Source organism: Microvirgula curvata (assembly GCF_054781615.1).
Genome location: NZ_BAAGUB010000031.1, coordinates 33,607 through 60,325 on the forward strand (window position 1 = coordinate 33,607; position 26,719 = coordinate 60,325).

Below are 26,719 nucleotides of genomic sequence, written 5' to 3' on the forward strand. Positions count from 1 at the left end.
GTTGTAATGCTCCACGCTACAGAAAGGGCCCTCCCCAAATCGAATCCGGCCGCTTGGCATGCTCGCGCAGATGAGCGGGCGCCCGATGCAGTGCAGCGGGCGTCAATTGCCGGGTGGCTCCGGCGGTTGTTCTGCGGTCCAGGTGTCAACACTATTCAGGACGGGTGATGACGGGATGCCGGTATCCGCCACCATCACCAGGACATGAACGCCTTTGTAATTAACGTGCTCAACGGCCTTGAAACCATGACGACAATAAACGCCACCGGTCAGGTTCTCGGTTTGCAAGTACAGCTTGCGTATCCCTGCACCACGAGCACGGCTGAGAATCTCTGTTATCAGCAAGGAGGCGACCCCCTGTCCGCGAGCTTTTTCAACGACATATACCCCACCCAACCAGTATTCGTACTCGGGAAATATCGCCATTTCACGGATCTTGAGCTCGGCAGCCCCCACCCATTCACCGGCCTGGCGGGCCAGTACGATCAGCTGCGCCCTGTCGACATGAGTGGCAGCCATGACCTTGGCCAGCACCTGATCTTGAGTGTAATGGCCGCTGTCGCGGCACCATTCGTCAAAATACCATGAGGCAACCATGCCTGCGGCAGATGGCTCATCAGCCAGTAACAGCAACTCCATAAATCCTCTTTGCGCATAAGCCATGACCAGCAGGGAAAGGATGACCACGGCGAGGTACAGCCCTGGATAGTGCCGGCGGGGGGGCTGGCCGCTGGAAGCGAGTCTCCATGGACCCGCTTGCCCCGGACAGGATTATCAAATGGATATCATAACCAGCCGGGGAGCGGAAGGCCGTGGATGTCTGGAAAGACCGGCGCGGCCCCATCAATTGCCCGGGCTCCTGATGGACGGTGAGCAGGCTGTGCGAAGGCGCCGGGAGCAAAGGCGCGCGTTCCCGCAGTGACTCACTGGCAAGGAGGCTCACTCCCGCCGTTTGTCCGCAAAAAAACCTGCTCCGAAGAGCAGGTTCAGACTGTCCACAAACGCCGTCCACGATAAACGGACGAGCGAAGCGAGGCTTCCCCGCAGCGGCAGGATTCAATTCAAGGGGGTGATGCACGAGCGGCTTGCTCCCTGATCGTCATGCAAGTATGTGATCCGGCTCAGGCTTCAATAATCGGTGTAGCCTTTTTCTCCTGGTGTGTAAAAGGTAGAGAAATCAGGCGCCACCAAGGCCTGTCCTGACTTCAGCCTGGCTACCAGATCCGGATTCGAGATAAACGGACGACCGAAAGCCACCAGGTCGCCACGCTGTGCGTCGAGATCGGCATTGGCCCGGGCGACATCGTAGCCTCCGGAGAGAATGTATTGCCCGTTGAACGCGGCACGAAGCCTGGCTTTCAATGCGGGGCTGACTTCCGGCGCCCCCATGGAGCTGTGATCCACGACGTGGATGTAGAGCAGACCGAGCGCATTCAACTCGTCGATCAAACGCAGGTACAAGTCATCCATCCCGGCATCCGGCACCTGGGCGTTGAAGACGCCATACGGCGAGATACGCATGCCAACGCGCCCGGCACCAATGGCAGCAACGGTTGCCCTGGCGACTTCAACCGCGAAGCGGATGCGGTTTTCGACCGGGCCGCCCCAGCGATCGTGGCGCAGATTGGAAGCCGTATTGAGGAACTGGTCGATCAGGTAGCCATTCGCCGCATGCAGCTCGACGCCGTCGAAGCCGGCCTGCATGGCCAGATTGGCCGATGCCGCATATTCGGCGATGCTCTGGGCAATGTCCGCCTCGCTCATTTCGAGTGGCTCTGGATGCTGCTGCATTCCGTCGGTGTCGGTCCACATCTCGCCGGGAACGGCGACCTGCGAGGGAGCCAGAACGCTGGCGCCGGCCGGCATGTTGGCGGGATGGCTGACCCGGCCAGTGTGCATCAATTGCACAAAAATCCTGCCGCCGGCCTGATGAACGCCATCGGTGACCCGTCGCCAGGCCTGCACCTGCTCTTCGTTGAACAGTCCGGGAATGCGTGGGTAACCCAGACCGTTGGGCGACGGTGACGTGCCTTCGGTAATGATCAGCCCGGCATCCGCCCGCAGGCGGTAGTACTGCGCCATCAGTTCATTAGGCAGGTTTCCGATCGCGCGGCTGCGTGTCAGCGGCGCCATGACGATACGGTTCTTCAGCGGCAGGCTGCCGAGCCGGGTGGGGGTGAATAGTGCGCTGCTCATCAAGGTTTCCAGTGTGTCGGGTTTGGATCAGGCGGGATTGAGACAAGGGCGCTTCGCCCGACTGCGGTCAGAGGGCAAGGAGTCGCGGTGCTGGCTGGCTGGTTTGCATCGCAGCGAACAGCTCGGCGCGTGCCGTATCGAATCGCTCCCAGAGGCCGGCATCAGCCATGGATGGCAAAGTGACCGACTCGCCCTGGTCGAAACCGGCTAGTGCGGCGTCGACAAGATGCTCGGCAGACATCACCGTTTCTTGTGGCAACGCGGCCAGCGGCACGCCGGAGATATCCCAAAGATCGGTGGCGGTGGCGGCAGGCAGCACCACTTGAACCCTGATTCCGGTATTCGCTAGCTCCTGCTGCAGGCCGCGACTGAAGTTGAGCACGAAACCCTTCGTGCCGCTGTATACGGCGCTGACCGGCAGCGCATCTAGTGCCAGTGCCGAGGCAATATTTATAATGATGCCGTCGTTGCGCGCCTTGAACGCTGGCAGCACGGCATGCGTCAAGCGCGTCAGCGCCGTGATGTTCAAGGCGATTTGCGCCAGCGAGTCTTGCGGCGGCGCTTCGGCAAGCTGGCCCAGTCTGGCAATACCCGCGTTGTTTACCAGTACCCGGATGGCGGAATGATCAGCGAGGACGGTTTCCAGAGCCGTCAGGTCGGTTTCTTTTTCAAGGTCGGCCACCAGCGCTTCGGCCCTGATGCCATAAGCCTGCTCAAACCTTGCGCCGAGACTTTGCAAGCGGTCGCCACGTCGGGCGACAAGCAGCAGGTCATAGCCGCGCCGGGCAAGACGATCCGCGTAGATGGCGCCAATACCGGATGAGGCACCGGTTACAACCGCGACTTTTCTGGATGAGTTCATGGTTTTTCTCTGTTGGTCAGGTGAGTAAAAAAAGGGGCTCGATGGGGACTGCTCATCGCATTTTGACGACGACTTTCCCCCTGGCATGGCCTTGGGCAAGATAGGCCAGCGCCTCTTTTGCCTGCTCGAACGGGAATACCTTGTCGATTACCGGCTGGATGCGTTCCGTCTCAAGCAGTTGGCCAATGTGGTCGAGTTGGGCGCCGTCCGGACGCACGAAGAGAAACGAGTAAGTGACGTCCCGCTTCTTTGCCTGGCGCATGATCTTGCGGCTCATCAACCCGAATACGAATGCCAGGAAGAAATTCAGCCGTTTCGCACGAGCGAATGCCGCATCCAGCGGGCCGACGAGAGAGACGATCCTGCTTCCCGGTTTGAGGATGGAGATGGATTTTTCAATCACATCACCCCTGACCGTACCAAGCACTGCGTCATAGCCATGCAGGACCTTCTCGAATTCCTGCTTCTTGTAGTCGACCACCTCGTCTGCGCCCAGACCGCGCACCAGTTCGATATTGCCCGTACTGGCGGTGGTTCCCACCCTGGCGCCAAGGTGCTTTGCCAGCTGGATCGCAAGCGTGCCGATTCCGCCCGACCCGGCAGGGATGAAGACTTTCTGGCCGGCCTGGAGATTGGCGCGTTCCTTCAGCGCTTGCCACGAGGTGAGGCTGACCATCGGCATCGAGGCGGCTTGCACGAAGTCCAGATTGGCCGGTTTCAGCGCGGCAACGCTCTCCGGCACGACCGCGAATTCGGCAATTGACCCTGTGCCAAGGTCAAAGACGCTGGCGAAGACGGCGTCGCCTGGCTTGAAGCGAGTCACGTCGCTGCCAACCCCGGTCACCACGCCGGCCAGATCGCTGCCCAGGGTGGCCGGAAGCCGGAAAGGCAGAACCGGTTTGAACATCCCGGTCGGAATCATATTGTCGATCGGGTTCAGGCCGGCGGCGTAAACCTGTACCAGCAGCTCGCTGGCTTTTGGCGTGGGGCGGGGAACTTCGGTGAGCCCGATCCCGGGCGACTTGCCATAGCGTTTGAAAGTGAGTGCTTTCATGGTCTGACTTTTCATCCTGCACTGCCCATCGGCCACGCCGCTGCGGCTGCGCAGATGTCTGAAAATGCTCCGGTTACCGGAGCGATACCTGCATTGCTCGTGCTCATCAACCAAGTCTCCGTACCGGGTAGATTGCCTGTCATTGAAGTGTTAGTATCAAACTGATACGAACACTACTACCAATCTGAAAACAAGTCACTATCAAAATAGTATGAACAGCGAAAATAGTTGCAATGACCCATGCCCGATCGCGCGCAGCCTGGCTGTCGCCGGTGACGCATGGAGCATACTGATCCTGCGGGACGCCCATGCCGGCCTCACCCGCTTTGACCAACTCCGGAAAAGCCTGGGCATTGCACCGACGATGCTGACCCGCCGGCTGGCGGCATTGACGGAGGAGGGGCTGCTGGAGAAGCGGCGCTACTCGGAGCACCCGCCGCGCGAGGAGTACCTGCTGACTGCTGCCGGTCGCGATTTTCTGCCGGTACTGTTCATGATCGGCGCATGGGGACGCCAATACCGCGGCGGGGGCAAGCTGACTCGTTTCCTGGACGCGGAAACAGGCAAAGAAATCAAGGCAGTCGCTGTGGATGAAGGCACGGGGGCGAAGATCGGGACTCGCCCCATGCGCATGGTCACGCCTGATGAAAGCTGACAGCCGATCTGGCGAACCGGATGGCTGCCTTGCGTATTCACCGATGGCGGCCCATCTTCATGCGGGTTCCTTCTCTGAGGGTCGACTGACGCTGCTGGGCCGGATCCTGAACCAGATGGAATACATCGCCGGCAGGAATACCAGGGTCAGGATCGTCCCGGCGAAGGTGCCGCCGATCAGTGTGTAAGCGAGCGTTCCCCAGAATACCGAATGGGTCAGCGGAATGAACGCCAGGATTGCCGCCAGCGCCGTCAGAATTACCGGACGGGCGCGCTGCACGGTCGCTTCGACTACGGCACGGAATGGATCCAGCCCTGATTTTTCGTTCTCGCGGATCTGTCCGATCAGGATCAGCGTGTTGCGCATCAGGATGCCCGACAACGCAATCAGGCCGACCAATGCATTGATGCCGAAGGGCTGCCGGAACAGGAGCAGGGTCGGCACCACGCCGATCAGGCCCAGCGGGCTGGTGAGGAAGACCATGACCATTCCGGAGATTGAACGCACCTGCAACATGATGATGAGCAGCGTGATGGCCAGCATGATCGGGAAGATTGGCAGCATCGCCACGGTGGCCTTGCCCGACTCCTCGATGGATCCTGCTTCTGCGATGTGATAACCCTCCGGCAGCTTTTTCATGATCGGCTGGAGTTGCTTTGTAATGGCCGCCGACACGTCCGGTGGCTGCAAGCCTTCAGCGATATCGCCTCGTACGGTGATCGTCGGTGTGCGGTCGCGCCGGCGCATGACGGGCTCTTCCATGCGCACCTCGATCTTGCCCGCCTGCGACAGCGGAATGCGTTGCCCATGGGCGCCCGCCAGCGTGAAATCGCCAATCCTGGCCGGGTCGAGCCGGACATTTCCGGCCGAACGTGCGACGACCTGCACCGTGCGGATGTCCTCGCGCACCGTGGTGACGGGCACCCCGGTCAGCAGGAATTGCAGCTGTTGCGCGACGGCGCTGGAAGTCAGTCCCACCGCCTGCAGCCGGTCTTGCTGCAAGGTGAAGTGCAGCGTGGGCACACGTACTCCCCAATCCGTGTTGACGGTGCGCACAAGCGGGCTGGCATCCATGACCTGCTGTACCTCGGCGGCGACTTTACGCAATACCCCGGGATCAGGGCCGGTGACACGGTAGGCCACCGGAAATGGTGAATAGGGGCCAAATACGAGCTGGGTGACGCGCAAGCGTGCCTCGGGGGCCAGTCCATTGGCGATGGCCTGCCGCAGCCTGAGTTTCAATGCTTCGCGCTCGCCCTGGCTGTCCGTGCGTACCACGATCTTCGCAAACGACGGATCGGGCAGTTCCGGTCCCATCGCGAAAAAGAAGCGTGGTGCACCCTGGCCGACGTAGGCGGTGACGATTCTGGCTTCCTTCTGCCTGGCCAGCCAGGCTTCCACCTTCGCTGCCGCTTTGCTGGTTTGCGTGATCGACGTGCCATAGGGCATCTGCATCTCGACCAGAACTTCAGGTCGGTCAGAAACCGGGAAGAATTGTTTCTTGACGACAGCCATGCCGAGCACCGACAGCACGAAAAGGCCGATCACCGAACCGGCGACGATCCACTTGCGGGCAATGACGCGCCCGAGCAGCCGGCGGAAGCGGTTGTAGCGTGGCGTGTCGTAGATGCCCTCGTGACCGCCTTCGGCCGCCTTGAAGTCGGGTAACAGCTTGACACCCAGGTAGGGGGTGAACACCACCGCGACCAACCACGAGGCGATCAGGGCTATGCCAACGATCCAGAACATATTGCTGGTGTACTCGCCGGCCGTGGACCGGGCGAAGCCATTGGGCATGAAGCCGACTGCCGTGACGAGCGTGCCCGACAGCATTGGTGCTGCGGTGTGGCTCCAGGCATAGGCCGAAGCGGCGACCCGGTTGTAGCCTTCCTCCATCTTCACCACCATCATTTCAATGGCGATGATGGCGTCGTCCACCAGCAGGCCCAGCGCCAGGATCAGCGATCCCAGTGTTATGCGATCGAAGTTCTTGCCGCTCGCCAGCATCACGGCGAAGACGATGGCCAGCGTCAACGGCACGGCCGCGGCAACCACGATGCCCACACGCCATCCCATGCTCACAAAGCTCACCAGCAGGACTACCAGCACTGCAGCGAAGAACTTGACCATGAACTCATCGACCGCTGCGCTGATGTTGACGGCCTGGTCAGTCACTTTGGTCAGGCGCATGCCCAGCGGTTGTGCTGCGTTGATCGCAGCCACCTCGCTGTCCAGGGCCTTGCCCAGGTTCAGCCCGTTCCAGCCATCGCGCATGACGACGCCCAGCAGCAGGGCTGATTCGCCGCCGTTACGGATCATGAACGTTGCCGGGTCTTCGTAGCCGCGCTTGACCGTGGCGATGTCCGACAGTTTCAGCGTGCGGCCTTGTGCCACCACCGGCGTATCCTGGATTTTCTGCAGCTGGTCAAAGGCGCCGTCCAGGCGGATGAACACCTCCGGCCCCCTGGTTTCCACCGAGCCGGCTGGCGTCAGAACATTCTGGCTGTTGAGGGCAGCGAATACGTCCTGCGGGCTGATGCCCAGTGTGGCCAGGCGGTCATGCGAGAACTCGACAAAGATCCGCTCGGCCTGTTCGCCAACGATATTGACCTTTTTCACGCCCGGTACATGCAGCAGACGCTGGCGCAGCGTTTCCGCATCGCGAACGAGCACACGCTGTGGTTCATCCTTGGCCTTGAGTGCGAACAGGGCGAATGTCACATCGGAGTATTCGTCATTCAGAAATGGCCCCATCACGCCAGGAGGAAGATTTTGCACTTCATCGCCGACTTTCTTCCGTGCCTGATAGAACTCCTCTTTCACTTCCGATGGCGGGGTGCTGTCCAGCAAGGTCAGCGTGGTGAAAGCCAGCCCGGGGCGGGTGTAGGTCTCGCTGCGGTCATACCAGCGCAGTTCCTGCAGGCGCTTTTCGATTTTCTCCGCGACCTGGTCTTGCATCTCCTGTGCGCTGGCGCCGGGCCAGGCAGTAGCGATAGTCATCACCTTGATCGTGAATGATGGGTCCTCGGCACGTCCCAGCCGGAAGAAGGAGACGGCTCCCGCCAGCGAGATCAACAGAATCAGGAATAGGGTAACGGCACGTTCGCGCACGGCGAGCGCCGACAGGTTGAAACGGCCCTCGCTCACGGCTTGACTCCTTCTGCGGCCGTGGCGACGGCATTGTCAGCAAGCCGGACCTGTTGTCCTTCACGCAGCAGATGCGCACCGAGCGCGACGACCCGGTCGCCTTGCCTGATCTGGCCGTCAATGCGCGCGCCATCATCACTCAGGTGCAGGACGGAGACTGGCCGCCAGGTTACCCTGGCTGGCTTGCCATTAATTACCCAGACGCCAGGTCCTTTCCCCGCGTCGAACAATGCTCCGATTGGTACCTGCATGCCCGCCGTGTTTACTGCATGCCCATCCGGGATCTGTATTGTCACCGTGGCACCCAAAGGCGCATTGGCCAAGTCGCCATCCAGCACATAGCGTGCTTCGAAGGTGCGGGTGAGTCGATCTGCGGCATCGGAGAGCTGACGAAGTCTGGCGGGAGCGCTGACCCCTTCCTTGCCGAACAGGGTGGCTTGCCCGATGGAGCCTGCCGCAGGGCGCAGGGTCTCCGGCAGCTGGATGACGGCCTCTCGACGACCGGTGCGAGCCAGGCGCACCACGACCTGCCCGGCGCTGACGACTTGGCCGGGCTCGGCCAGCGTTTCCATGACGACCCCGTCACCATCGGCCACTAGCTCCGCATAGCGGCTTGCATTGCGGGCCACGCTGGCCTGCGCTTCGGCTGCGCCGAGCTGGGCCCTGGCTGCATCTGCCGCCGCTTTGACCTGGTCGTAGGCTGAAGCAGAAATCGCACCGGTTCCACGCAGGTCACGGTAGCGGGCCTCGTCTTGTACTGCCTGCTGCGCCCGCGCTCGCGCCGCGACTACCGCCTCCTGTTGCGCATGGGCGGCAAGTTGCAGGTCGACCGGGTCAATCCGCATCAGCGGCTGACCGCGTTTGACGGTTTGCCCTGCGTCCACCAGGCGCTCCAGCACCTTGCCGGAGACACGGAAGCCGAGATCGCTCTGTACACGGGCGGCTATGGTGCCAGTGAATGAACGTGATTCAGGGGCAGTCGCCCGGGCGATGGCCGTACGCACAAGCGGCGTGACGGTGCGGGGATCTGTCTGTGCCTGTTCGCCACAGGCGACCAATGCAAACGGCACGGCACAAATGACTGCAGGGATGGCAAGGCGATGCCGAAGCATGAAAGTCCCTTTGACGAAGTGATCGGGACTTTCAGTATTGTTATTGTGACCAATTTAGTCAATGGTCACTAACGGATTGTATCGTCACGGCGACAGGCTGCGCAGCACCAGGCTGGAGAGCTGCGCGGGGGCCTCCTCTGCGTTTTCGATGTTGTACTGCAGCTGCAGCGGATGCAGATAGGGGCGCATGACCAGGTAAATCGCCTTGGCGGTTTCATCGAGCGGCGTCTTGCGCTCAAAGTCCCCGCTCAGCCGCCCCTGCTGCACGACATCCTGCAGCAAGTTCTGGATGCGCTCCTCGTAGGCGACCGTTGCCTGCCAGTGTTCGCCTGCAGCCGAGGCCGCAATTTCATAGAGTTTGCGGTCCTGGAAAAACAGCCGCAGGCTTGCATCCACAATGGCCTTGAACATCCGCCGCAGTTTCTCGGGCGGCCGCCCGGTTGCATCGACTGCTGCTCTGACGTCGGCCTCGATCTCGCGCAGACAGTTGGCGCAGATCATCTCGCCGATGGCTTGCTTGGATTCGAAGAACTTGTAGATATAGGCCTTGGAAAAGCCAATGGCTTTGGCGAGGTCGGACACCGTGGTCTTCTCGTAGCCGTAGTGGCTGAAGTGCTCGGTGGCGGCGGCAACAATTTGATCGCGGACTTCGTGGTCGGCCGGGCCGCGGGCGGAAGGAGGGGAAGTATGGGGGCTCTTCATGGCTTGTAGCTTACAGGGGTGCTCAAAAATTGACAATGAGTGACCAATATGTAATATGGTCACCATAGTTCATTCTGACCCGGAGCCTGTCCGTGCTAGCCAAACGCTCTCTTGCCTTGCTCATCGCCGCCAGTTTATTGGCCGGCTGTGCTGCTGGTCCCGATTATGCCCGGCCCAACATGCCGATGCCTGAACGGTATCTGGGCGCTGCCGCAGTGGAGCAGCGGCATGCGTCCACCCGTGCCGACCAGGCTGCATGGTGGACAGGTTTCGGTGATCCGCAACTGAGTCGATACGTCATGCTGGCGTTAGCGCAAAATCTCGATCTCGCGCAGGCATCCGCCCGCGTCATTCAGGCGAGGGCGGGGCTTGGAGCGGCCAATGCCGCGCTGCTGCCGGCTGGCCATGTCGGCGGCCAGGCTGCCAGAGCCTACCAGTCCGTTGAAACGCCCCTGGGGCAAGTCCTGAATTCGGGACCGGGTTTCGACCGGTATGGCAATGCCTATGAGGCCGAACTTGGTGCCAGCTGGGAACTGGACTTGTTTGGTGGCTTGCGCCGTGGACGAGAAGTGGCACTGGCCGAGTATCAGGCTTCGGAAGCCGGCAATGCGGCTACTCGCCTGGCAGTGGCAGCGCAGACCGCCGACATCTATATCGAGATCCGCGGGTTGCAAACCCGGCTGGATGTTGCCCGTCGACAGGTGCAGAAGCAGCAGGTGCTGCTTGAAACCATCCAGCTGCTATATGGCAAGGGGTTGGTGGCCGAACTGCAGGTGAGCCAGACCGAAGGGGGGCTTGCCCAGGTCCAGTCTTCCGTGCCTGTCCTTGAAGCGGGGCTGGACGCAGCCATGAACGCACTGGATGTGATGCTGGGTTCGTCACCCGGCACGCATCGTGCCGAGCTGGCCGAAGCTGCTGCCATCCCTGTTGCCCCGCGCATTGGCGCTACCGGATCACCGGGCGAGTTGCTCCGGCGCCGGCCTGACCTGATCGCGGCCGAGCGCCGCCTTGCTGCAGCGAATGCACGTATTGGCGTTGCCGTTGCCGAGTATTACCCCAAACTTTCCCTGAGCGGGTTGATCGGCAGTGCAACGGGCGTGACGGCGGGCAATCTGTTCACTGGCGGTGCCAGCCAGGCTTCCGGTGTGCTGGGGCTGCGCTGGCGCCTGTTCGATTTTGGTCGCATCAACGCGCAGATTGACCAGGCCAGGGGCCAGGAGGTTGAGATGCTGGCCGCGTATCGGCTTGCGGTGCTGCATGCGACTGAGGACGTGGAGAACGCTTTCACGGCCCTGGTCAAACGCGAGGAACAGGCGGCAGTCCTTGCCCGGGGAGTGGACTCGCTCAGCCGGGCCCGGTCGGCTTCGTTTGCTGCCTATCAGAAAGGGGTCGTTAGCCTGATCGAGGTCCTGCAGGCAGATGAAAGCTTGCTGCGTGCCTCCGACGCACAGGCTCAGGCGCAGACGGAATCGGCACGTGCAGCGGTTGCTGCCTTCAAGGCGCTTGGCGGCGGTTGGCAGACGGGGCTGAGTACAGAGGCTGACATGGCGGGCTTCAATAAAACTTCCAGAGCAGGGGGCGCGGTCGCGTGCAATCGTACCGGGGCTGCTGCTGGCCCACGCCGTGCTGCATGGGCCAGTGGGCCGTCAGAGCAGCTGCATAGTCGAAGCGAGTACGCCCAAAGCGCTCTTGCAACACAGCGCTCACGGTTTCGCCGGGGCATTGCATAAACGTGCAAGCTTGTCGTTCTGCACGCTATGCTGCGCATACATCGCGCCAGGCGCTTGAATGACCACTCAAGGGGGCTGTATGGAAACGCAAGAAATACATCGGGGTCGTCTGATCGACCACATCCAGTTGGTAGTTCAAGACCTTTCTGCGAGCCAGGCCTTTTACGCAGCCGTTTTTGCTTCTCTCAATGTGCCCATGGGAGGCGCGGGTGACGGGTACTTCTGGGCAGACGAATTGTTCGTGACCGCCATGGATGGCCCGGCGGCGCTGGGGGCGCTGACGGGGCGTCACCACCTGGCATTCCAGGCGCAAGACCGGGCGATGGTCGACCGTTTTTACCAGGCCGCGCTCGCGCATGGTGGCGAGGACAATGGCGCTCCCGGGGAGCGTGCCTATCATCCTGGCTACTACGCTGCCTTTGTTCTGGATCCGGACGGCAACAATATTGAAGCGGTCTATCACGGTGAAGCGACGCGCAGTGCTGCTTCAGTGTCGATCACTTTTTAATCCTGGCGTGTTGATTGCCACCGGGCTGGTTCTCCGGGGGGCAGGGCGCCGTATCCCGCCTGATGGACTGCCCCTTGCCTCTCCAATGAAGGGTAATATTGACGCGCGGCGTCTTCTATATTGAACCACACTTGATTTCTTCCATTGTTTTTTGCCATGTACAGACAGGCATCTACCCTTTTTATCAGATCATCGGTGGATTCATTTTTCTCAAATTTGGATACTCCAATAGAAACCGTGATTGAAATGGGTGGGTCAGATATTAATTCATGGTGCTGAATGTCGGTTCTGATCCTCTCTGCAATTTCCAGTGCCATTTCCAAATCGGCATCAGGCAGAATGGCGATAAATTCTTCACCGCCATACCGGGAAAGCACATCTGATGATCGTAAATTGGCTTGTACCCGCTGGCCAAAATGAAACAAAACCTTGTCCCCGATGGCATGGCCATGAACATCATTGATTTTTTTGAAAAAATCAATGTCAAGCATAATCAGGCAGGAATTCGCTTGTCCGCAATCTTTCTTGTGCTGGAAATTGATCAGCATTGAATTGAGTGATCTTCGATTCGCCAGATTGGTCAAGGCGTCATTGTTTGCCAAAATCTCGACTCTTTCAAGAGATTCTGCCAGGTCCCTGGTGAAAATATTGTTTTCCAGTTGCAGTTTGATCCCGAGGATAACCTTGGTCGATAAAACATTCAAATTGTAATGTAAAATCAGCAAGTATACCGTAAACCCTATTGAAAATTCTGATGCTGCAAATACCTCTGCGCCCCACTGCAGCGCAGGTGGTACAGAGAAAGCCCAAAATCCAGTTGCAAAATATCTGAATGCGGACATGCATGTTACGTATACAGGTGCATTGATGGCGGCAACCCCGCATAAAACAACAACCAGCCAAGAGTCAACGAGTTGATTGTAAAGAAAGAGAAGCGGCACCATGGCGCCCCAGGCAATCCCATCCGCTGCTGATAATAAATTTAAAAAAGCGGTAATTTTTTTATTGCTCAATCTTGATGATTTTATGTAAATAATTATCCCGTGCGAAATGAGCCATTCTATTAAGAATATCAAAACCCATGTGGTTATATTTCGTGTGGGGATGTAACCGTAGGATAGCCATACAACCAACCCCCATCCGAGTGGTGTCAAGAACAGGGTCTTTTGCAATGACTCTACGCATTGACCAAGGGCTTTGGTTGTAGCGTCCTCGTGCACAATTTTTGCGTGAGTGGCATTGTTCATAAATATTTATAAATATGAAAATTAAAGATATTCATCATTGTGTCGTTGCTTTCATTTGTATTTGAATATGTTGCAAGGCAATGATGATTTTCTCTCCGCAGGCCGATCACCACGCACCTGGGGTTCTGGCTGTCAATGAGTGCGGGCCGGAACTCGCGGGGCGTCGGATTGCATGGTGAACTGTGCGGTCTGAATGGATTTTCACCCTGTCGCCCGGTTTCGGTCTTTTCACGCGAATCCCCAGGTGACAGGGACCAATGCACGTTCAGGCATTCATCCCGGAAACTTCCGTTGCCTGCTTTGGCGAGGGGAGGGGCTGCGAGCTTTCCTGGGCTGGAGAAGTCCAGGGGCACCTTGTGTTCATGCGCCCGGTAAGCCGGCGCATGCAGGATGAACCTGCTGCCATGGTCAATCTGGATGCGCTTTGGCACAGCACAAAGTGCTTTCAGATGGTTCATCGTCAAGTCATTCAAGGTGGGGATTCCCCGTCGTTCCAGGCGAGCCGCCGCCGCACCATCATGCCTTGATCGCCGGGGGGCGCCTCAGGGAGCTCCATCTTGTGGCAGGTCCCGGCCATTGATGGACTCGCAGCCAGCAGGGTCCCCGGCGTGTTGACGACTGCCGTCTTGTCAGCATTGCTCCCACCAGCCAGGGCATGCCAGCCGGGCTGGCGGGTCGGCTTCGCATGGGTGAGCCTGCAGAAGTTCTCAATGACCAGTCCGGCTGGGTGCATTCTGTCGCCCTTCTAAGCTGACAAGTGCCTGTCTTGGCAGGGTGTGCCGTTTCAGCATATGTCATATAAATTTCCAATGCCAGTTGCTACTACCCGGGCATCGACCGGGCTTCTGTCTGTCGGGCGCCATCGACGGGCATGTCGCGTCATCAGTCTGACGCCTGATCGTAGCGACGGCTGGCCGCTTCCAGTGCGTCGATGTCGGCGCTGCACAACTGTCGCTTCAGCGTATCGAATTTCGCTTCAGGCCAGTCATAAACCTTGAGCGCCAGCAGCCGCTCGATCACTGCCGGCGAAAAACGCGTCCTGATCGGCTTCGCCGGGTTGCCGCCCACCACGGCATAAGGGGCGACATCGCGCGTGACCACACTGTTGGCCGCGACAATCGCGCCTTCTCCGATCGTCACGCCGGGCATGATCATCGCGCGCATGCCGATCCAGGCGCCGTCGCCAATCACGGTCGGCCCCTTGCCCTGGCAGGACTCGTCCAGAAAATCGGCAAAAGGATACAGGCTGAACCAGTCCGCCCTGTGCGTGTGATTGCCGCCGAGCAAGATTACCGCCTCCGCACCGATGCATACGTAATCACCAAGATAAAGCGGGTCGATGTCCCATTGCGGCTCCCACGCCTGCAGGCTGTATTCGTCGCCATACAGATAGCGCACCACGGATTGTTCAAAGCTGCCGCTCCACGCATCGCTGTAATAGCTGTGCGTGCCCTTGATGTGGATGTTCGGGTTGCGAACGGTCTGGTAAATCAGTTCGACTTTTGACCAGTGTTTTTGATGTTGCATACAGGTTGCCATGGCGATGCTTGATACTCCGGATTGTCCCCTCCCGCACTGGAATAGCAAGGGTCGGTGGCGGCCTGATGCGTGATGGCCGGGACCAGGAAGCATGTCAGGGTGCTGGCCGGTGCAGGAAGTATCCGGTTTTCCATGGAGGTCGCGACTGGCGCGACATCATTATTCGATATGACGAGCAGAAGCGGGGTGGGATAGAATTTATGCCTCTTTACCCCCTCGGCCGACTGGCTTCTGACTGGATTGAAAATGAGTTCTGGAAATAAAATCATGAAAATGATTGCTGGTGCCGTATTGCTTCAATGTTGCGCGATGGCGGTTGCCGATGAACTGCCCCCGGATGAAAAAACACCAGAGCTGGAAAGCCCGGCCAAGGCAAGAATAAGAGTTTTTGGCCGGAATAGCGTTTATGTGGATCTGTTCAAGAACAGTGAATGCTATACGAAAAAATTCATTGGCACGGCGCCGAACCAGATTGTGGCCTCCGGCGGATTTTCCGACACCATGGGCTCATTTTTTGGCTCGGTTTCGAATGTCACCATTGGCATGCCGGAATCGCCCACCACCAGAAGAATCGACGACATCAGTTTTTTTGGCGCGCGCGCGTTTTTCAAAGAGTATGAAATCGAGGCCGGGCAGCCATTGACCATCAGCAGCGGCATTGTCGATCCCCATGCCTCTTGCCGGGTGACAGCCAGCTTTATCCCCCAGCCCGGCAAGGATTACGAGGCGTTTTTCCAGATCCGGGGTTCGGCCTGCGTTCTGCAAACCGGGGAAATCGTGATGACGCCGGATGGCACCGACCTGGCCGTGATTGCCGGCCTGAAGCGTGCGTTCATCTGCAGCGAAAACAAATAGGGCAGCCGGATGGCCATCCGGGTTGTCGTGCCCGCAAGGCCGTTCAATGCCCTACAACCCGTTCTCCCCGCACGCGACCACCGTCTTCGTGATGGCCAGTACCGGCCAGACCTCTTCCACGCTCACGCGACGGTCGGCATCGACCAGTGTGCGCGCGTGCTTTTCCTCGCCGGTCTGGCGGGTCACGGACTGCCAGCAGACGTCGCCGGTTTTCTCGACCGTGCGACCCAGCTGATAGGGGACGGTCAGTTCCATGATATTGGCCTCGTCGCCATGGGCGATCTGCCGGTGAACCGTGAATGTCCGGGTTTCAGCGTCGGCAGGTGCGCCGGCACAGGCCTGGCTGGCCAGAGCCAGAACGGTGGCAAGCAGCGTGATCCGCGTCGACCTCATCATTCCTCCGCTGTGGGGCAAGGCCCCGGCATGTCCTTATCCGCGCCGTGCCGGCTCGGCCTCATGAATGAACACCGTATACGTATCCGCCGGATGCGCGACCCGGGCCAGGTCCAGTGCATGGCCGATGGCGCCACGGTGATAGGTACCGTGGTTGATGATGTGGAACAGGATCTCCTGTCGGCTCATGCAGCCCTGCCTGCCATCGGCAAACGTGAACGAGAGCCGCTGCTGCCGTTGTGCCGGCGTCAGGTCTCTTGCCTGACAGGAAAACCATTCGCTGGATGCCGCCAGCCTTTGCGCCAGTTCCTGCAGATCGGGAACCGTGTCGGTGTTGGTCGTGCGGTGCGGGGCCGGGGTGCCGGCCAGGCGGGCCCTGAACAACTCTTCCACGATGACCATGTGGTTCAGCTGCTGGGCCGTGAAGGCGGCGGCTTCGGGAAACGCTGCCCGGTCAATGCGCGCCATGGCCGCCAGCGTGCGGCGGTCTGACCATTGTTTGTAATCGAATGCGCTGACCAGCATGGGTCCCTCCGGCGATAAAATCGGCAAGAGGCCGATTATCGCGCGGGCAGCGGCGGGTTTCCATGCCGGAAAGGTATTCAGGCGGCGAGGCGTATGCCAAAACTGACGAACAGGCCGCCGATCATGCCGTGCAGCAGGGCCTTGAGCTTTTTCTGACGCGAAAACACCCTGGCCAGACTGGAGCCGGCCAGAATCAGGATGCTCAGGTAGCACATGCTGAAGGCCTGCATGATGAGCCCGAGAACCAGGAAGCTGATTGTCGGATAGGCATAGTCCGGGTCAACGAACTGCACGAAGAATGACAGGAAAAACAGGATCGCCTTGGGATTGATCAGGCTGATCATCAGTGCCTTGCGGCAACTGGTCCCGAACGGGGTGTGCTCGCGGGCGGCAGGGGCTTCGGTGACGTCAGCCTGGGTGGTCTCCGTGCGTTTGCCGACGAGTGAGCGCACGCCGTTGAACAGCATGCCGGCGCCGAGATAGCACAGGTAGGCTGCGCCAGCCAGCCGGACCACATTGAACAGGAACAGATTGGCATGCAGCACCGAGGCGGCGCCCAGGGCGGACAGCGACATCAGCACCGAGTCGCCGATAAAGATACCCAGTGCGCCGCCGTAGCCGCTTCTGATGCCGCTGCGGGCCGCGGTGGTCAATACGTAGATCGAGTTCGGGCCCGGCACCAGCACAATGGCGAGCACGCCCAGAATATAGGAAAACAGATACATCACACCAAACATGGCAAGCGCTGGACCGTATGAATGGCGCCGGAAAGGCGCCTTGCGGCAAGCATACGCGCAGTGCCGCTCATGCGGTCTGCACATGTCGCGAGGGTGACAGGTGCTGACTCCCTTCTGTGGAATCCGCTGCCGGGGATGGCAGAAACGCCCGGATTTGATCCAGGGCCAGAACTTGCGGACGAATATCAGTGACTATCCATTACCGGCATGAGGCGCTCCATGGCCGTCAGCAGGTCGGCGGAGCTACAGTCGAGCGCGCGGGCAATCCTGAGAATGAGGATCAGTGACGGCATGTGTTTGCCGCGCTCGATCTTGCCCATGTGCGAGCGTTCAATGCCTGCCAGCTGGGCCAGTTTCTCCTGGGCGACACCCTGTTCCATTCTCAGCTTGCGAACGACGTTGCCGAATGCCTGGGCGGGGCCGGTTTCAAATGTGGTTGTGCCAGGTGGCCGGCCATGCCGGGTCATGAGCTTTTTCATATTAAAAGCGTCATGGATTGTTAACCCTGCCGCAACGTTAAATTTAACTCTTTTATCCCGTCATTCTTCAACATTTTTATACCCTGCCGGTTTGTTATGCAAAGTGCGAAAGTTTTGTTGAATTGCGTATCCGCCTGGGATATGCTTTAAAAACTGATACCCGATACCCTGTCGACAATATACATGCAGATTGTCGATGCTTTTTTGCGTCCATTACAAGGTGGTGTGCCTGTTTTCCGGACGATTTCCGCATTTTCCCGGAAGGGCGGTGTGCGTTTGCGGCATGGGGATGGGGTGCCCTGTTTCTGCATCAAGGAAAGTGAGCTGTTCATGCGTGACAACCAGCCGGTTACCTCGAAAGAGGTCCTGTATCCTCGCCATGCGCAATTGATCACTACGACGGATTTGCAGGGTGACATTACCTTTGCCAATGACGATTTTGTTGCCGTATCCGGTTTCAGCCGCGAGGAGCTGGTCGGGCAGCACCACAATATCATTCGCCATCCGGATATGCCTGCAGCCGCATTCAGGGACATGTGGCAGACAATTCAGTCCGGCCGTTCATGGAAAGGCATGGTCAAGAACCGCTGCAAGAACGGCGACTATTACTGGGTTGATGCCTATGTCACGCCGATTCTGAAAAACGGGCAAGTGGTCGAGTACCAGTCCGTGCGCACGCAGCCGGACGAGCAGGCCCGGGCCCGGGCCGAACGGCTGTACCGGACATGGCGTCGGGGGCGGCAGGCATGGCGGATGCCGGGGCAGAAGAGCGCCTGGGGAACCCGCATGGCGCTGGTGGCCGGCATGCCGGCCACGGCGCTGGCCGGGCTGGCCGCCAGTTCGGGAGACCTGCTGATGGCCGGCAGCGCACTGCTGGCAGCCGTGGCGTCCGGCGGCGGCGTCATGGCCCTGCTGACGCCGTTTCGCCGGCTGGTGAACGAGGCCAGTCCGTGGGGCGAGGGTCATCCGGATCTGGCCTATCTGTACAGCGGGCGCCGGGATGAGCTGGGGCGCATCCGCTATAGCCTGCTGACACGGACCTCGGAAATGCGTGCCATCGTCGCCCGGCTGGAGAATACCTGCCACTACCTGCTGCGCTCGAAAAAACGCAGCGACGCTTTTGTCGAGCAGTCGAATCAGGCGATTCTTGGCCAGGGCCAGCATGTGGAGCACATTGCCAGTGCCATGGCCAGCATGCTGGACGGTCAGCACCAGGTCGCCCAGTCGTCGGCCCGGGTGGCGGAGGCCTCGACCGCATCGCGCCAGGCAACGCTGCAGGGGCGGGAACAACTGGAATGCATGGTGCAGGCCATCGACCGGCTGGCTGCGTCGCTGGACGGGACGCGGGCCACGGTCTCGGCGCTGGAACAGCGCAATCAGCGCATCAGCAAGGTCATCGACGTGATTACCGATGTGGCGGAGCAGACCAATCTGCTGGCACTGAACGCCGCGATCGAGGCGGCCCGGGCCGGGGAGGCCGGCCGGGGATTCGCGGTCGTTGCCGACGAGGTCCGCAGCCTGGCGCAGCGCACGCAGGAATCGACCCGCGATATCCGCGACATCATTCTGGGGCTGGTGACGGAAACCCGCGCCTGTGTCGAGGCGATCAGCGGCGGGGTGGAAACCTCGCAGCAGACGGTCAGCCTGGCCGGTGAAACCGATCGCGCCTTCGGCATGATCCTGGAGTCCGTGGGCAATATTCATGAACTGGCAGCCAGTGTCGATCGTGCCATGGCGGAACAGTCCGTACTCAGCGAGCAGACCAGCAGCCAGATGCGGGTACTGCGGGAAAGTGCAAACCGGGCCGTCGATGCCAGCCGGGAAGCCGGAAACGAAGCCGGAAAACTGGGCCGGCAGGTTGATAACCTCAATTCTCTCGCCGGGCATTTCATTGCCAGTCTGAGCAAATAGGTGCAGTCTGTTCCCCCCGCAGTTCTCCCTTAATAAAGAAAGCACTCTCGCGAGTGCCAGAAACCGGTGCGGTTTCCGCATAGCGCCATACCATGCCCTCATTCCCGGCTGATCCCGTCATCGCATTACTGCTGTCCGCTCTGGTCATTGCCCTGGTCGTAGTCATGCTGGCAATCAAGCGACTGTTTTATTACCGCCGCCTGTTTCTCCGCGAGGAGGAAAGCGAGTCGCGCATGCGGGCCATTGTCGAGACGGCAGTGGACGGCATCATTACCATCAATTGCCGCGGCATCGTCCAGGCATTCAATCCGTCGGCCGAACGACTTTTCGGCTGGTCGGCCGGTGAAGTCATCGGCCACAATATCAAGATGCTGATGCCGGAGCCGGATCAGTCGCAGCATGACGGCTATCTGGCCAATTACCTGAATTCCGGTGCCGCCAGAGTTATTGGCGTGGGACGGGAAGTGACCGGTCTGCACAAGGACGGGCATTCCGTCCCGATGAGGCTTGCCGTCGGCCGGGTCGAGCTGCCGGGCGAACCGCTGTTCGTCGGCTTTGTTTCCGACATGACCGAGCGCCGGGCGCTGGAATCCTCGCTGCGCGAGGCGGCCGAGCGTGCCGAACAGGCCGCTGCGGCAAAGGGGATCTTTCTGGCCAATATGAGCCATGAGATCCGCACCCCGATGAATGCCATCATCGGTTTTACCGAATTGCTGCTCGGCGGTGAGCTGTCTGATCTGCAACGCCGCCACCTGGGAACCGTGCGCCAGTCGGCCCGTTCACTGCTGGGCCTGCTGAATGACATCCTGGATACCACCAAACTGGAGAAGGGCGCGTTCCGGCTGGAACAGATCCATTTCTCGCTGCAGGCGCTGGCGACCCAGGTCATGGCGTCAATGCGACTGGCTGCCGAGGCCAGATCACTGGAACTGACGGTGCATTTTCCACCGGATCTGGACGAGTACTGCGTGGGCGATCCGCTGCGTGTCCAGCAGATCCTGACCAACCTGGTCGGCAATGCCATCAAGTTTACCGAGCGGGGCCATGTCGGCCTCGATTTCCGCCGCGAGGATGGCTGGCTGTTCATCGAGGTGCGGGATACCGGGATCGGCATGAGCGCCGAGCAACTGGCGAGGATTTTTGCGCCCTTCACCCAGGCCGATACCTCGATCAGCCGCCGCTTTGGCGGCACGGGGCTGGGGACGACCATTGCCCGGCAACTGGCCGAGCTGATGGGCGGGACGATCGAGGTTGAAAGCGAGCCGGGGCACGGCAGTGTCTTCCGGGTGGCGCTGCCGCTGCCGGCCGGTTCGGCACCGGCGGAAAAGGCACAGACCATCGGCACCATGAGTCTGCCACCGCTGCATATTCTGGTAGCGGATGACGTGGCACAGAACCTCGAATTGCTGACCCTGATCATGGAGCAGGGCGGGCACAGGGTCACGACCGCGCGCAATGGCGAGGAGGCCCTCGAACAGTTCATGGCTGGCCGGTTCGACATTGTGCTGATGGACGTGCACATGCCGCACATGGACGGTCTGGAGGCCGTGCGCAGGCTGAGAAGCTGTGAGCGGGAGCAGGGGCGGGTGGCGACACCGGTCATTGCCCTGACCGCCAGTGTCCAGGACACGGACCGGGAGGCTGCCCGCGAAGCGGGAATGGACGGCTTTGCCATGAAGCCGCTGGATGTACCCCGGCTGCTGGTGGAGATGGCCAGGGTACTGGGACTGCAGCAGCCGTTTCTGTCCCCCCGCACCGCTCGTGCCGCCGTTCCTGCCAGGACGCCGCTGCCGCTGGCCGACGAACCGGCCGGGTCGGCGCGGCCGGCACCTGCTGCCCGGACCCGGGCCGACCCGGTGCCGCCGTCATGGCCCGACGCTTCGCCCCGGGCGGTCCAGGATGCGGTCCGGACCCTGCTCGGCTACCTGGCCCGTGGTGAACTGGACGACCCGTCCCTGCAGGCCGTCTGCGAGGGATTCCGGGCGCAGGGCGAGCAGGAGCGCGGGCAGGCGCTGAACAGTGCCGTCGATGCCTTCGATTTTGATCTTGCCGAACAATTGCTCCGGGACTGGCTGGCCCGCCTGCCGTCCGACCAGGCCGAATGCCACTCATGATGCGACAGAACGATGCCAGACCGACCCTGCTGCTGGTCGACGACGAGCCGGTCAACCTGCAACTGCTGCGCCATACCCTGCAGGACGACTACCGGCTGCTGTTTGCCCGGGACGGGAACAAGGCGCTGGCACTGGCGCGGACCGGACAGCCGGACCTGATCCTGCTCGACATCATGATGCCCGGCATGTCGGGCTACGAGGTGTGCCAGACGCTGAAGCAGTCAGCCGCGACGGCTGACATCCCGGTGATATTCGTGACGGCGCTGGCGGAGGCGGCCAACGAACAGCATGGCTTTGACCTGGGGGCCGTCGACTACATCACCAAGCCTTTCAGTCCGGCCATCGTCAAGGTCCGCGTCCGCAACCAGTTGTCCCTGGTGCAGGCCGACGTGCTGCGCCGAACGCGTTTGCAGATTGTGCAGTGCCTCGGAATGGCCGCCGAATACAAGGACAACGAGACCGGGCTGCATGTGGTCAGGATGAGCCACTACGCCCGGGTGCTGGCGCTCGCTGCCGGCTACAGTCCGTCCGCCGCGGAGGAACTGCTGCATGCGGCGCCGATGCACGATGTCGGCAAGATCGGCATTCCCGATGCCATTCTGCAGAAGCCGGGCAAGCTGACCGACGCCGAGTGGCAGATCATGCGCCAGCACACGGTCATCGGTGCGCGGATCATTGGCGAGCATGACTCGGGCCTGCTGCGGATGGCCGCCATCATTGCCCTGAATCACCATGAGAAGTGGGATGGCAGCGGCTATCCGCAGGGATTGCGCGGCGAGAACATTCCGCATGTGGCGCGAATCGTTGCCATTGCCGACGTGTTCGATGCGCTGACCAGCGTCCGCCCCTACAAGCAGGCCTGGCCGGTCGAAAAGGCGCTGGCGCTGATCCGGGACGAAAGCGGTCGCCACTTCGATCCGGAACTGGCCGCGCTGCTGCCGGGCTGCATGGATGACATCCTGCGCATCAAGCAGCAGTGGGCCGAGCATGAACCGGCGCGCACACCGGCGTCCGTGCTGCTGGTCTGAGCCGGCGCCGGCGTCTGGCAGCCGAACTGCGTCTAGCATGTTTACCTTTTCAATGACACCCCCCTGTTTGCGGATAGGCAATTGTCATTGAGGCGGATTGCTTTGCATAAACAATTTTATTCCCTGATTCAGGCTGGATATCGATAAAGATTGCGTGCTCTGAAGCGCAATTTTTATCAAAAAACGCCCGACGCCGTGGTCAATAATGCTCTTATGCAATAAAGACATCCTGAATCGGGTATTTTCCGATGATTTTCATAAAAACCACGAGTTGTCTTTGGATGAAAAAACACATGGCGACTTGTGACAAGTGGGTTGAGGCACGTCAAATCACGACAGGTACACTCTCCGATAGACTCAATTCCGTTAGTAGAAGAAACGTCTGGTAAAAAATAAGCAGAACATTCTCTGACAAGCGCGCACCCCGTCGGCAATATGCCGCACCAGATGCGCACCTTCCCATAGGAAAGCCCCTGGCCCGGCATTAGCCCCGCCTCGGCACAACTTTTGATGCGGAGTTCCTAATGGCTTCCCTGAGCATAAAAAGACCGATGCGTTTTCCAACCGCGTTCACCATTTTATTTGCCATTCTGCTGCTGGCGATAGGTATGACCTGGATTATTCCTGCCGGTTCATATTCAAGACTGGCCTATTTGTCAGACAGTCATACTTTGCAAATTACCACTCCGCACGGGGTAACGGAAAAAATACCTGCCAGCCAGCAAGCGTTGACCAAACTGAATATCAATATTGGTCTCGACAAATTTGCCGATGGCACCATTCGCAAGCCGATTGCCATTCCGGGTACGTATGAACGTCTGCAGCAGCAGCCAAAGGGTCTGGGCGACATTACCGTCAGCATGGTCAAGGGCACCATTGAAGGGGCCGACATCATCGTGTTCATTCTGGTGCTGGGTGGCCTGATTGGCGTGGTGAACAAGACCGGTGCCTTCGATGCCGGGCTGGTGGTGCTGGCACAAAAGACCAAGGGCAACGAGTTCCTGTTCGTGATGCTGGTGTGCATGGTCATGACGCTGGGGGGGACCACCTGCGGTCTGGAAGAGGAGGCGGTGGCTTTCTATCCGGTACTGGTGCCGATTTTCCTGGCGCTCGGCTATGACTCCATTGTCTGCGTCGGCGCGATCTTCCTGGCCGCCTCGATGGGGACCACGTTCTCGACCATCAACCCGTTCTCGGTGGTGATCGCGTCCAACGCGGCCGGCATCACCTTTACCGATGGTATCGGCTACCGGGTGTTTGGCTGCATCGTCGGCGGTCTGGCCGTTATCGGTTACCTGTACTGGTACTGCCGTCGCATCAAGGCCGATCCGTCGTTCTCCTACACCTATGAAGACCGTGAAGCCTTCCGCGCCCGCTTCCTGAAGAGCGACAACAACGGTGAAGTGGTGCCGTTCACCACGCGCCGCAAGCTGATCCTGACCCTGTTCGTCATCGCCTTCCCGATCATGGTGTGGGGTGTGACCACGGGCGGCTGGTGGTTCCCGCAGATGGCGGCTTCGTTCCTTGCCGTTGCCATCATCATCATCTTTATCTCCGGACTGGGTGAGAAGGAGGCGGTCGACGCATTCACCCGCGGCGCATCCGAACTGGTGGCCGTGTCGCTGATCATCGGTCTGGCCCGCGGCATCAACATCGTGATGGAACAGGGCATGATCTCCGACACCCTGCTGGACTATGCGTCCAACCTGGTGTCCGGCATGCACGGCACGGTGTTCGCGGTGGCGCAGATGCTGGTGTTCTCGCTGCTGGGCTTTGTCGTGCCGTCGTCGTCCGGCCTGGCCGTGCTGTCGATGCCGATCATGGCACCGCTGGCGGATACCGTTAACATCCCGCGCTCGGTGGTGGTGTCGGCCTACAACTGGGGCCAGTACGCGATGCTGTACCTGGCGCCGACCGGTCTGGTGCTGGTCACCCTGCAGATGCTGGGCATCCAGTTCAACAAGTGGGTGAAGTTCGTCTTCCCGATGGTGGGATTCGTGCTGGCCTTTGGCGGACTGATGCTGGTGGTGCAGGTCATGATGTCGTAGTAGCGTGAGCAAACCCCGGGCCTGACAAGCCCGTCCCGAAGCCAGGTTCCCGCGGAACCTGGCTTTTTTTGTGCCCTGATCCGGTTCCGCATCCTGCCGGTCGCGGCACGCACAAAGTTGTTTCAACGCAAACAGGCAGTTCAATTTGCCATGCTATATATGTAAATATTTCCCGCAATAATGGCTATTGCGTATTCTGTCGTCAGAAAGCAACGGAGGCACGCGATGCGCAGTAACCTGCCTGTAACGCAGCATGAGCTTTTTCTTCAGCCCAGACGTCCGATCGTGACCAAGACGGACCCTGGCGGGCTGATTACCTATGCGAACCGGGCCTTTATCGACATCAGCGGGTTTACCGAGGAAGAACTGATCGGCCAGCCGCACAATATCGTGCGCCACCCCGACATGCCGCCCGAAGCGTTCGAAGACATGTGGCGCACGATCCAGGCGGGTCATTCGTGGCGGGGAATCGTCAAGAACCGGAGCAAGTGCGGGGGTTTCTACTGGGTGGAAGCCTATGTGACGCCGTTGACGGAAAACGGACAAACCGTCGGTTTCATGTCCGTCCGCACTCCGCCAACGCAACAGCAGAAAATCGATGCGGAAAAATGCTGTGCCGAAGTGAAGGCAAAGCGCGCCCGCTTCCCCTCCACCAGCCTGAAGCAGAACTGGGGCCTGAACCGGTACCTCTGCGTGGGCCTGTTGCCCCCCTTCGTCGCACTGATTGCCCAGCTGCTGGTGCCGGACGAAATCACGCGGGACATCCTCAACCTCGGCAGCATCCTGTGGCTCGGAATTTCCGCCTGGCTGCTGCACCGGAGCATTACCGTCCCGCTCAACCGGACCCGGGCGGGTCTGGTCAGGCTGACCGAAGCCAACTTCAGCCACTCGTTCGCCAAATCCGGGTGCCGTGAAATCCAGCAGATGCAGGCATCGCTGGAAACCATGCGGATCAATCTGCGTGCAGTGATCTCTGACGTGGTGGCCGGCGCCGGCACCGTCAACGCGGCGGCCACGTCCGCGTACAACCAGTCCGACGCGCTGCAGAAGAGAGGTGAGCAGACGCTAGAAGGCGTCAGCCGGATTGCTGCCGCGCTGGAGCAACTGGCGGTGTCAACTTCCGAGATTTCGTCCTCTACCGGTGCTGGTGCTGCGCATGCCAGTCATGCCAGCCAGCTGGCGGAGAACGGCGAGGACAACATGAAAGTGACGGAGGAGGCAGCCCGGACCGCCTCGCGGGAGTTCAACAGCACCCGCGACTCCATTTCCCTGCTCAAGCAGTCGGTCACGGAAATCGGCTCCATCACCTCCCTGATCCGCGATCTGGCCGACCAGACCAACCTGCTGGCGCTGAATGCCGCCATCGAGGCGGCCCGCGCCGGCGAGCAGGGGCGCGGTTTCGCCGTGGTGGCGGACGAGGTGCGCAAGCTGGCCGAGCGCACGACCGGCAACACCCGCGATATCGAGCAGTCGATCGGCGTGCTGACCAGCCAGACCGGGCAGGTCACCAGCAATATCGAGGCGGCGCTCAGGCAGGTGGTCGAGATCGAGCAGGCGATCCAGACCGTCAGCGACAGCCTGACCGAGATCCGGGATGCCAACCAGGGCGTGGCCTCGGCATCCGGCAGTGTCAACGACATGCTCAAGCAGCAGTCCGCTTCCGCCGCCGAGGTGGCCCAGAACATGGAGCTGATGAGCTCCATGACCGAGCAGAACAGCCAGAGCATTGCCACCGTGAACCAGGTCGCGGGCGAGCTCCGCACCACGGCGCATGACCTGCAGCAACTGGTCAAGCGGTTCGAGGCGCACCTGTAGGCCGGCTGAAGGGCGCCTGAGCCCGTCCGGCCGTGGCCGCGCCATGACCGTGCCATGAGATT

General features: G+C 60.2%; 24 protein-coding genes. 9 read left to right on the forward strand and 15 right to left on the reverse strand.

The window, feature by feature from the left end; all coding sequences use genetic code 11:
• Positions 1 to 102: 102 nt before the first annotated feature.
• The 4 genes from ACYVG8_RS13625 to ACYVG8_RS13640 all read right to left on the reverse strand — a co-directional run bounded on the left by ACYVG8_RS13625 (position 103) and on the right by ACYVG8_RS13640 (position 4,112).
• Positions 103 to 687, reverse strand: coding sequence for a GNAT family N-acetyltransferase (locus tag ACYVG8_RS13625; RefSeq protein ID WP_460746059.1), 585 nt, complete (start codon positions 685 to 687; stop codon positions 103 to 105).
• A gap of 441 nt (positions 688 to 1,128) precedes the next feature.
• On the reverse strand, positions 1,129 to 2,196 hold the full coding sequence (locus ACYVG8_RS13630) for an alkene reductase (protein ID WP_028499807.1): 1,068 nt from the start codon (positions 2,194 to 2,196) through the stop codon (positions 1,129 to 1,131).
• A 67-nt stretch (positions 2,197 to 2,263) separates the two neighbouring features.
• Entirely contained in the window at positions 2,264 to 3,058 is a 795-nt protein-coding gene (locus ACYVG8_RS13635) for an SDR family NAD(P)-dependent oxidoreductase (RefSeq protein WP_028499808.1), read from the reverse strand.
• 52 nt (positions 3,059 to 3,110) lie between these two features.
• Positions 3,111 to 4,112, reverse strand: coding sequence for an NADP-dependent oxidoreductase (locus tag ACYVG8_RS13640; RefSeq protein ID WP_028499809.1), 1,002 nt, complete (start codon positions 4,110 to 4,112; stop codon positions 3,111 to 3,113).
• 211 nt (positions 4,113 to 4,323) lie between these two features.
• Between ACYVG8_RS13640 and ACYVG8_RS13645 the strand changes: the two genes are divergently transcribed.
• Entirely contained in the window at positions 4,324 to 4,767 is a 444-nt protein-coding gene (locus ACYVG8_RS13645; protein ID WP_460746061.1) for a winged helix-turn-helix transcriptional regulator, read from the forward strand.
• 57 nt (positions 4,768 to 4,824) lie between these two features.
• Here the strand turns inward: ACYVG8_RS13645 and ACYVG8_RS13650 are convergent, their stop codons facing one another.
• The 3 genes from ACYVG8_RS13650 to ACYVG8_RS13660 all read right to left on the reverse strand — a co-directional run bounded on the left by ACYVG8_RS13650 (position 4,825) and on the right by ACYVG8_RS13660 (position 9,728).
• Positions 4,825 to 7,914 (reverse strand): efflux RND transporter permease subunit, encoded by a 3,090-nt coding sequence (locus ACYVG8_RS13650; RefSeq protein ID WP_460746062.1) that lies wholly within the window; start codon positions 7,912 to 7,914, stop codon positions 4,825 to 4,827.
• Positions 7,911 to 9,026: an efflux RND transporter periplasmic adaptor subunit gene (locus ACYVG8_RS13655; protein ID WP_460746064.1), complete on the reverse strand. Its 1,116-nt coding sequence runs from the start codon at positions 9,024 to 9,026 to the stop codon at positions 7,911 to 7,913. Before ACYVG8_RS13655 ends, ACYVG8_RS13650 begins: the two co-directional genes overlap by 4 nt.
• 84 nt (positions 9,027 to 9,110) lie before the next feature.
• Positions 9,111 to 9,728 (reverse strand): TetR/AcrR family transcriptional regulator, encoded by a 618-nt coding sequence (locus ACYVG8_RS13660; RefSeq protein ID WP_028499813.1) that lies wholly within the window; start codon positions 9,726 to 9,728, stop codon positions 9,111 to 9,113.
• Positions 9,729 to 9,820: 92 nt separating this feature from the next.
• On the opposite strand from ACYVG8_RS13660, the gene ACYVG8_RS13665 reads away from it, so the two are divergent.
• Both ACYVG8_RS13665 and ACYVG8_RS13670 read left to right on the forward strand, forming a co-directional pair.
• Positions 9,821 to 11,458 carry an efflux transporter outer membrane subunit gene (locus tag ACYVG8_RS13665; RefSeq protein WP_112692816.1) on the forward strand — a complete coding sequence of 546 codons (1,638 nt, stop codon included), beginning with the start codon at positions 9,821 to 9,823 and terminating at the stop codon, positions 11,456 to 11,458.
• Positions 11,459 to 11,537: 79 nt separating this feature from the next.
• Entirely contained in the window at positions 11,538 to 11,966 is a 429-nt protein-coding gene (locus ACYVG8_RS13670) for a VOC family protein (RefSeq protein ID WP_460746067.1), read from the forward strand.
• Here ACYVG8_RS13670 and ACYVG8_RS13675 read toward each other — a convergent pair.
• The 3 genes from ACYVG8_RS13675 to ACYVG8_RS13685 all read right to left on the reverse strand — a co-directional run bounded on the left by ACYVG8_RS13675 (position 11,963) and on the right by ACYVG8_RS13685 (position 14,740).
• Positions 11,963 to 13,213: a GGDEF domain-containing protein gene (locus ACYVG8_RS13675; protein ID WP_460746068.1), complete on the reverse strand. Its 1,251-nt coding sequence runs from the start codon at positions 13,211 to 13,213 to the stop codon at positions 11,963 to 11,965. The two genes, ACYVG8_RS13670 and ACYVG8_RS13675, sit on opposite strands and share 4 nt — an antisense overlap.
• Positions 13,210 to 13,671, reverse strand: coding sequence for an integrase core domain-containing protein (locus ACYVG8_RS13680; protein WP_156952555.1), 462 nt, complete (start codon positions 13,669 to 13,671; stop codon positions 13,210 to 13,212). Before ACYVG8_RS13680 ends, ACYVG8_RS13675 begins: the two co-directional genes overlap by 4 nt.
• Positions 13,672 to 14,095: 424 nt before the next feature.
• Positions 14,096 to 14,740 carry a CatB-related O-acetyltransferase gene (locus ACYVG8_RS13685; RefSeq protein WP_199489855.1) on the reverse strand — a complete coding sequence of 215 codons (645 nt, stop codon included), beginning with the start codon at positions 14,738 to 14,740 and terminating at the stop codon, positions 14,096 to 14,098.
• 279 nt (positions 14,741 to 15,019) lie between these two features.
• On the opposite strand from ACYVG8_RS13685, the gene ACYVG8_RS13690 reads away from it, so the two are divergent.
• Positions 15,020 to 15,607, forward strand: a complete 588-nt coding sequence (locus ACYVG8_RS13690; RefSeq protein ID WP_460746070.1) for a hypothetical protein — start codon at positions 15,020 to 15,022, stop codon at positions 15,605 to 15,607.
• 51 nt (positions 15,608 to 15,658) lie between these two features.
• Here ACYVG8_RS13690 and ACYVG8_RS13695 read toward each other — a convergent pair whose 3' ends face one another.
• The 5 genes from ACYVG8_RS13695 to ACYVG8_RS13715 form a co-directional block, all read right to left on the reverse strand.
• Positions 15,659 to 16,000, reverse strand: coding sequence for a hypothetical protein (locus tag ACYVG8_RS13695; protein WP_036386390.1), 342 nt, complete (start codon positions 15,998 to 16,000; stop codon positions 15,659 to 15,661).
• A 36-nt stretch (positions 16,001 to 16,036) separates the two neighbouring features.
• Positions 16,037 to 16,525 (reverse strand): DinB family protein, encoded by a 489-nt coding sequence (locus tag ACYVG8_RS13700; RefSeq protein WP_460746071.1) that lies wholly within the window; start codon positions 16,523 to 16,525, stop codon positions 16,037 to 16,039.
• Positions 16,526 to 16,602: 77 nt separating this feature from the next.
• On the reverse strand, positions 16,603 to 17,262 hold the full coding sequence (gene leuE, locus ACYVG8_RS13705) for a leucine efflux protein LeuE (protein WP_460746073.1): 660 nt from the start codon (positions 17,260 to 17,262) through the stop codon (positions 16,603 to 16,605).
• 185 nt (positions 17,263 to 17,447) lie between these two features.
• Positions 17,448 to 17,741, reverse strand: a complete 294-nt coding sequence (locus tag ACYVG8_RS13710) for a helix-turn-helix domain-containing protein (protein ID WP_107888504.1) — start codon at positions 17,739 to 17,741, stop codon at positions 17,448 to 17,450.
• 213 nt (positions 17,742 to 17,954) lie between these two features.
• Positions 17,955 to 18,245: a hypothetical protein gene (locus tag ACYVG8_RS13715; protein ID WP_211249633.1), complete on the reverse strand. Its 291-nt coding sequence runs from the start codon at positions 18,243 to 18,245 to the stop codon at positions 17,955 to 17,957.
• Here ACYVG8_RS13715 and ACYVG8_RS13720 point away from each other — a divergent pair.
• The 5 genes from ACYVG8_RS13720 (at position 18,147) to ACYVG8_RS13740 (ending at position 26,657) form a co-directional block, all read left to right on the forward strand.
• Positions 18,147 to 19,652, forward strand: a complete 1,506-nt coding sequence (locus tag ACYVG8_RS13720; protein ID WP_460746104.1) for a methyl-accepting chemotaxis protein — start codon at positions 18,147 to 18,149, stop codon at positions 19,650 to 19,652. The genes ACYVG8_RS13715 and ACYVG8_RS13720 overlap by 99 nt on opposite strands.
• 92 nt (positions 19,653 to 19,744) lie before the next feature.
• Positions 19,745 to 21,766, forward strand: coding sequence for a PAS domain-containing hybrid sensor histidine kinase/response regulator (locus ACYVG8_RS13725; RefSeq protein WP_199489852.1), 2,022 nt, complete (start codon positions 19,745 to 19,747; stop codon positions 21,764 to 21,766).
• Complete coding sequence (locus tag ACYVG8_RS13730; RefSeq protein WP_107888502.1) at positions 21,763 to 22,794, forward strand: response regulator; 1,032 nt, start codon at positions 21,763 to 21,765, stop codon at positions 22,792 to 22,794. Before ACYVG8_RS13725 ends, ACYVG8_RS13730 begins: the two co-directional genes overlap by 4 nt.
• Positions 22,795 to 23,345: 551 nt before the next feature.
• Positions 23,346 to 24,842, forward strand: a complete 1,497-nt coding sequence (locus ACYVG8_RS13735; RefSeq protein WP_244879582.1) for a YfcC family protein — start codon at positions 23,346 to 23,348, stop codon at positions 24,840 to 24,842.
• 285 nt (positions 24,843 to 25,127) lie between these two features.
• Positions 25,128 to 26,657 (forward strand): methyl-accepting chemotaxis protein, encoded by a 1,530-nt coding sequence (locus ACYVG8_RS13740; protein WP_460746075.1) that lies wholly within the window; start codon positions 25,128 to 25,130, stop codon positions 26,655 to 26,657.
• Positions 26,658 to 26,719 lie beyond the last annotated feature (62 nt).

Coding starts and splice junctions, on each gene's coding strand:
- ACYVG8_RS13630 (WP_028499807.1), bottom strand. CDS start 2,196: ATGAGCAGCGCACTATTCACCCCCACCCGGCTCGGCAGCCTGCCGCTG.
- ACYVG8_RS13635 (WP_028499808.1), bottom strand. CDS start 3,058: ATGAACTCATCCAGAAAAGTCGCGGTTGTAACCGGTGCCTCATCCGGT.
- ACYVG8_RS13640 (WP_028499809.1), bottom strand. CDS start 4,112: ATGAAAGCACTCACTTTCAAACGCTATGGCAAGTCGCCCGGGATCGGG.
- ACYVG8_RS13645 (WP_460746061.1), top strand. CDS start 4,324: ATGAACAGCGAAAATAGTTGCAATGACCCATGCCCGATCGCGCGCAGC.
- ACYVG8_RS13655 (WP_460746064.1), bottom strand. CDS start 9,026: ATGCTTCGGCATCGCCTTGCCATCCCTGCAGTCATTTGTGCCGTGCCG.
- ACYVG8_RS13660 (WP_028499813.1), bottom strand. CDS start 9,728: ATGAAGAGCCCCCATACTTCCCCTCCTTCCGCCCGCGGCCCGGCCGAC.
- ACYVG8_RS13670 (WP_460746067.1), top strand. CDS start 11,538: ATGGAAACGCAAGAAATACATCGGGGTCGTCTGATCGACCACATCCAG.
- ACYVG8_RS13675 (WP_460746068.1), bottom strand. CDS start 13,213: ATGAACAATGCCACTCACGCAAAAATTGTGCACGAGGACGCTACAACC.
- ACYVG8_RS13680 (WP_156952555.1), bottom strand. CDS start 13,671: ATGAACCATCTGAAAGCACTTTGTGCTGTGCCAAAGCGCATCCAGATT.
- ACYVG8_RS13685 (WP_199489855.1), bottom strand. CDS start 14,740: ATGCAACATCAAAAACACTGGTCAAAAGTCGAACTGATTTACCAGACC.
- ACYVG8_RS13690 (WP_460746070.1), top strand. CDS start 15,020: ATGAAAATGATTGCTGGTGCCGTATTGCTTCAATGTTGCGCGATGGCG.
- ACYVG8_RS13695 (WP_036386390.1), bottom strand. CDS start 16,000: ATGAGGTCGACGCGGATCACGCTGCTTGCCACCGTTCTGGCTCTGGCC.
- ACYVG8_RS13700 (WP_460746071.1), bottom strand. CDS start 16,525: ATGCTGGTCAGCGCATTCGATTACAAACAATGGTCAGACCGCCGCACG.
- leuE (WP_460746073.1), bottom strand. CDS start 17,262: ATGTTTGGTGTGATGTATCTGTTTTCCTATATTCTGGGCGTGCTCGCC.
- ACYVG8_RS13710 (WP_107888504.1), bottom strand. CDS start 17,741: ATGAAAAAGCTCATGACCCGGCATGGCCGGCCACCTGGCACAACCACA.
- ACYVG8_RS13715 (WP_211249633.1), bottom strand. CDS start 18,245: ATGGCGAATGATATTGTGGTGCTGCCCGACCAGCTCCTCGCGGCTGAA.
- ACYVG8_RS13725 (WP_199489852.1), top strand. CDS start 19,745: ATGCCCTCATTCCCGGCTGATCCCGTCATCGCATTACTGCTGTCCGCT.
- ACYVG8_RS13730 (WP_107888502.1), top strand. CDS start 21,763: ATGATGCGACAGAACGATGCCAGACCGACCCTGCTGCTGGTCGACGAC.
- ACYVG8_RS13735 (WP_244879582.1), top strand. CDS start 23,346: ATGCGTTTTCCAACCGCGTTCACCATTTTATTTGCCATTCTGCTGCTG.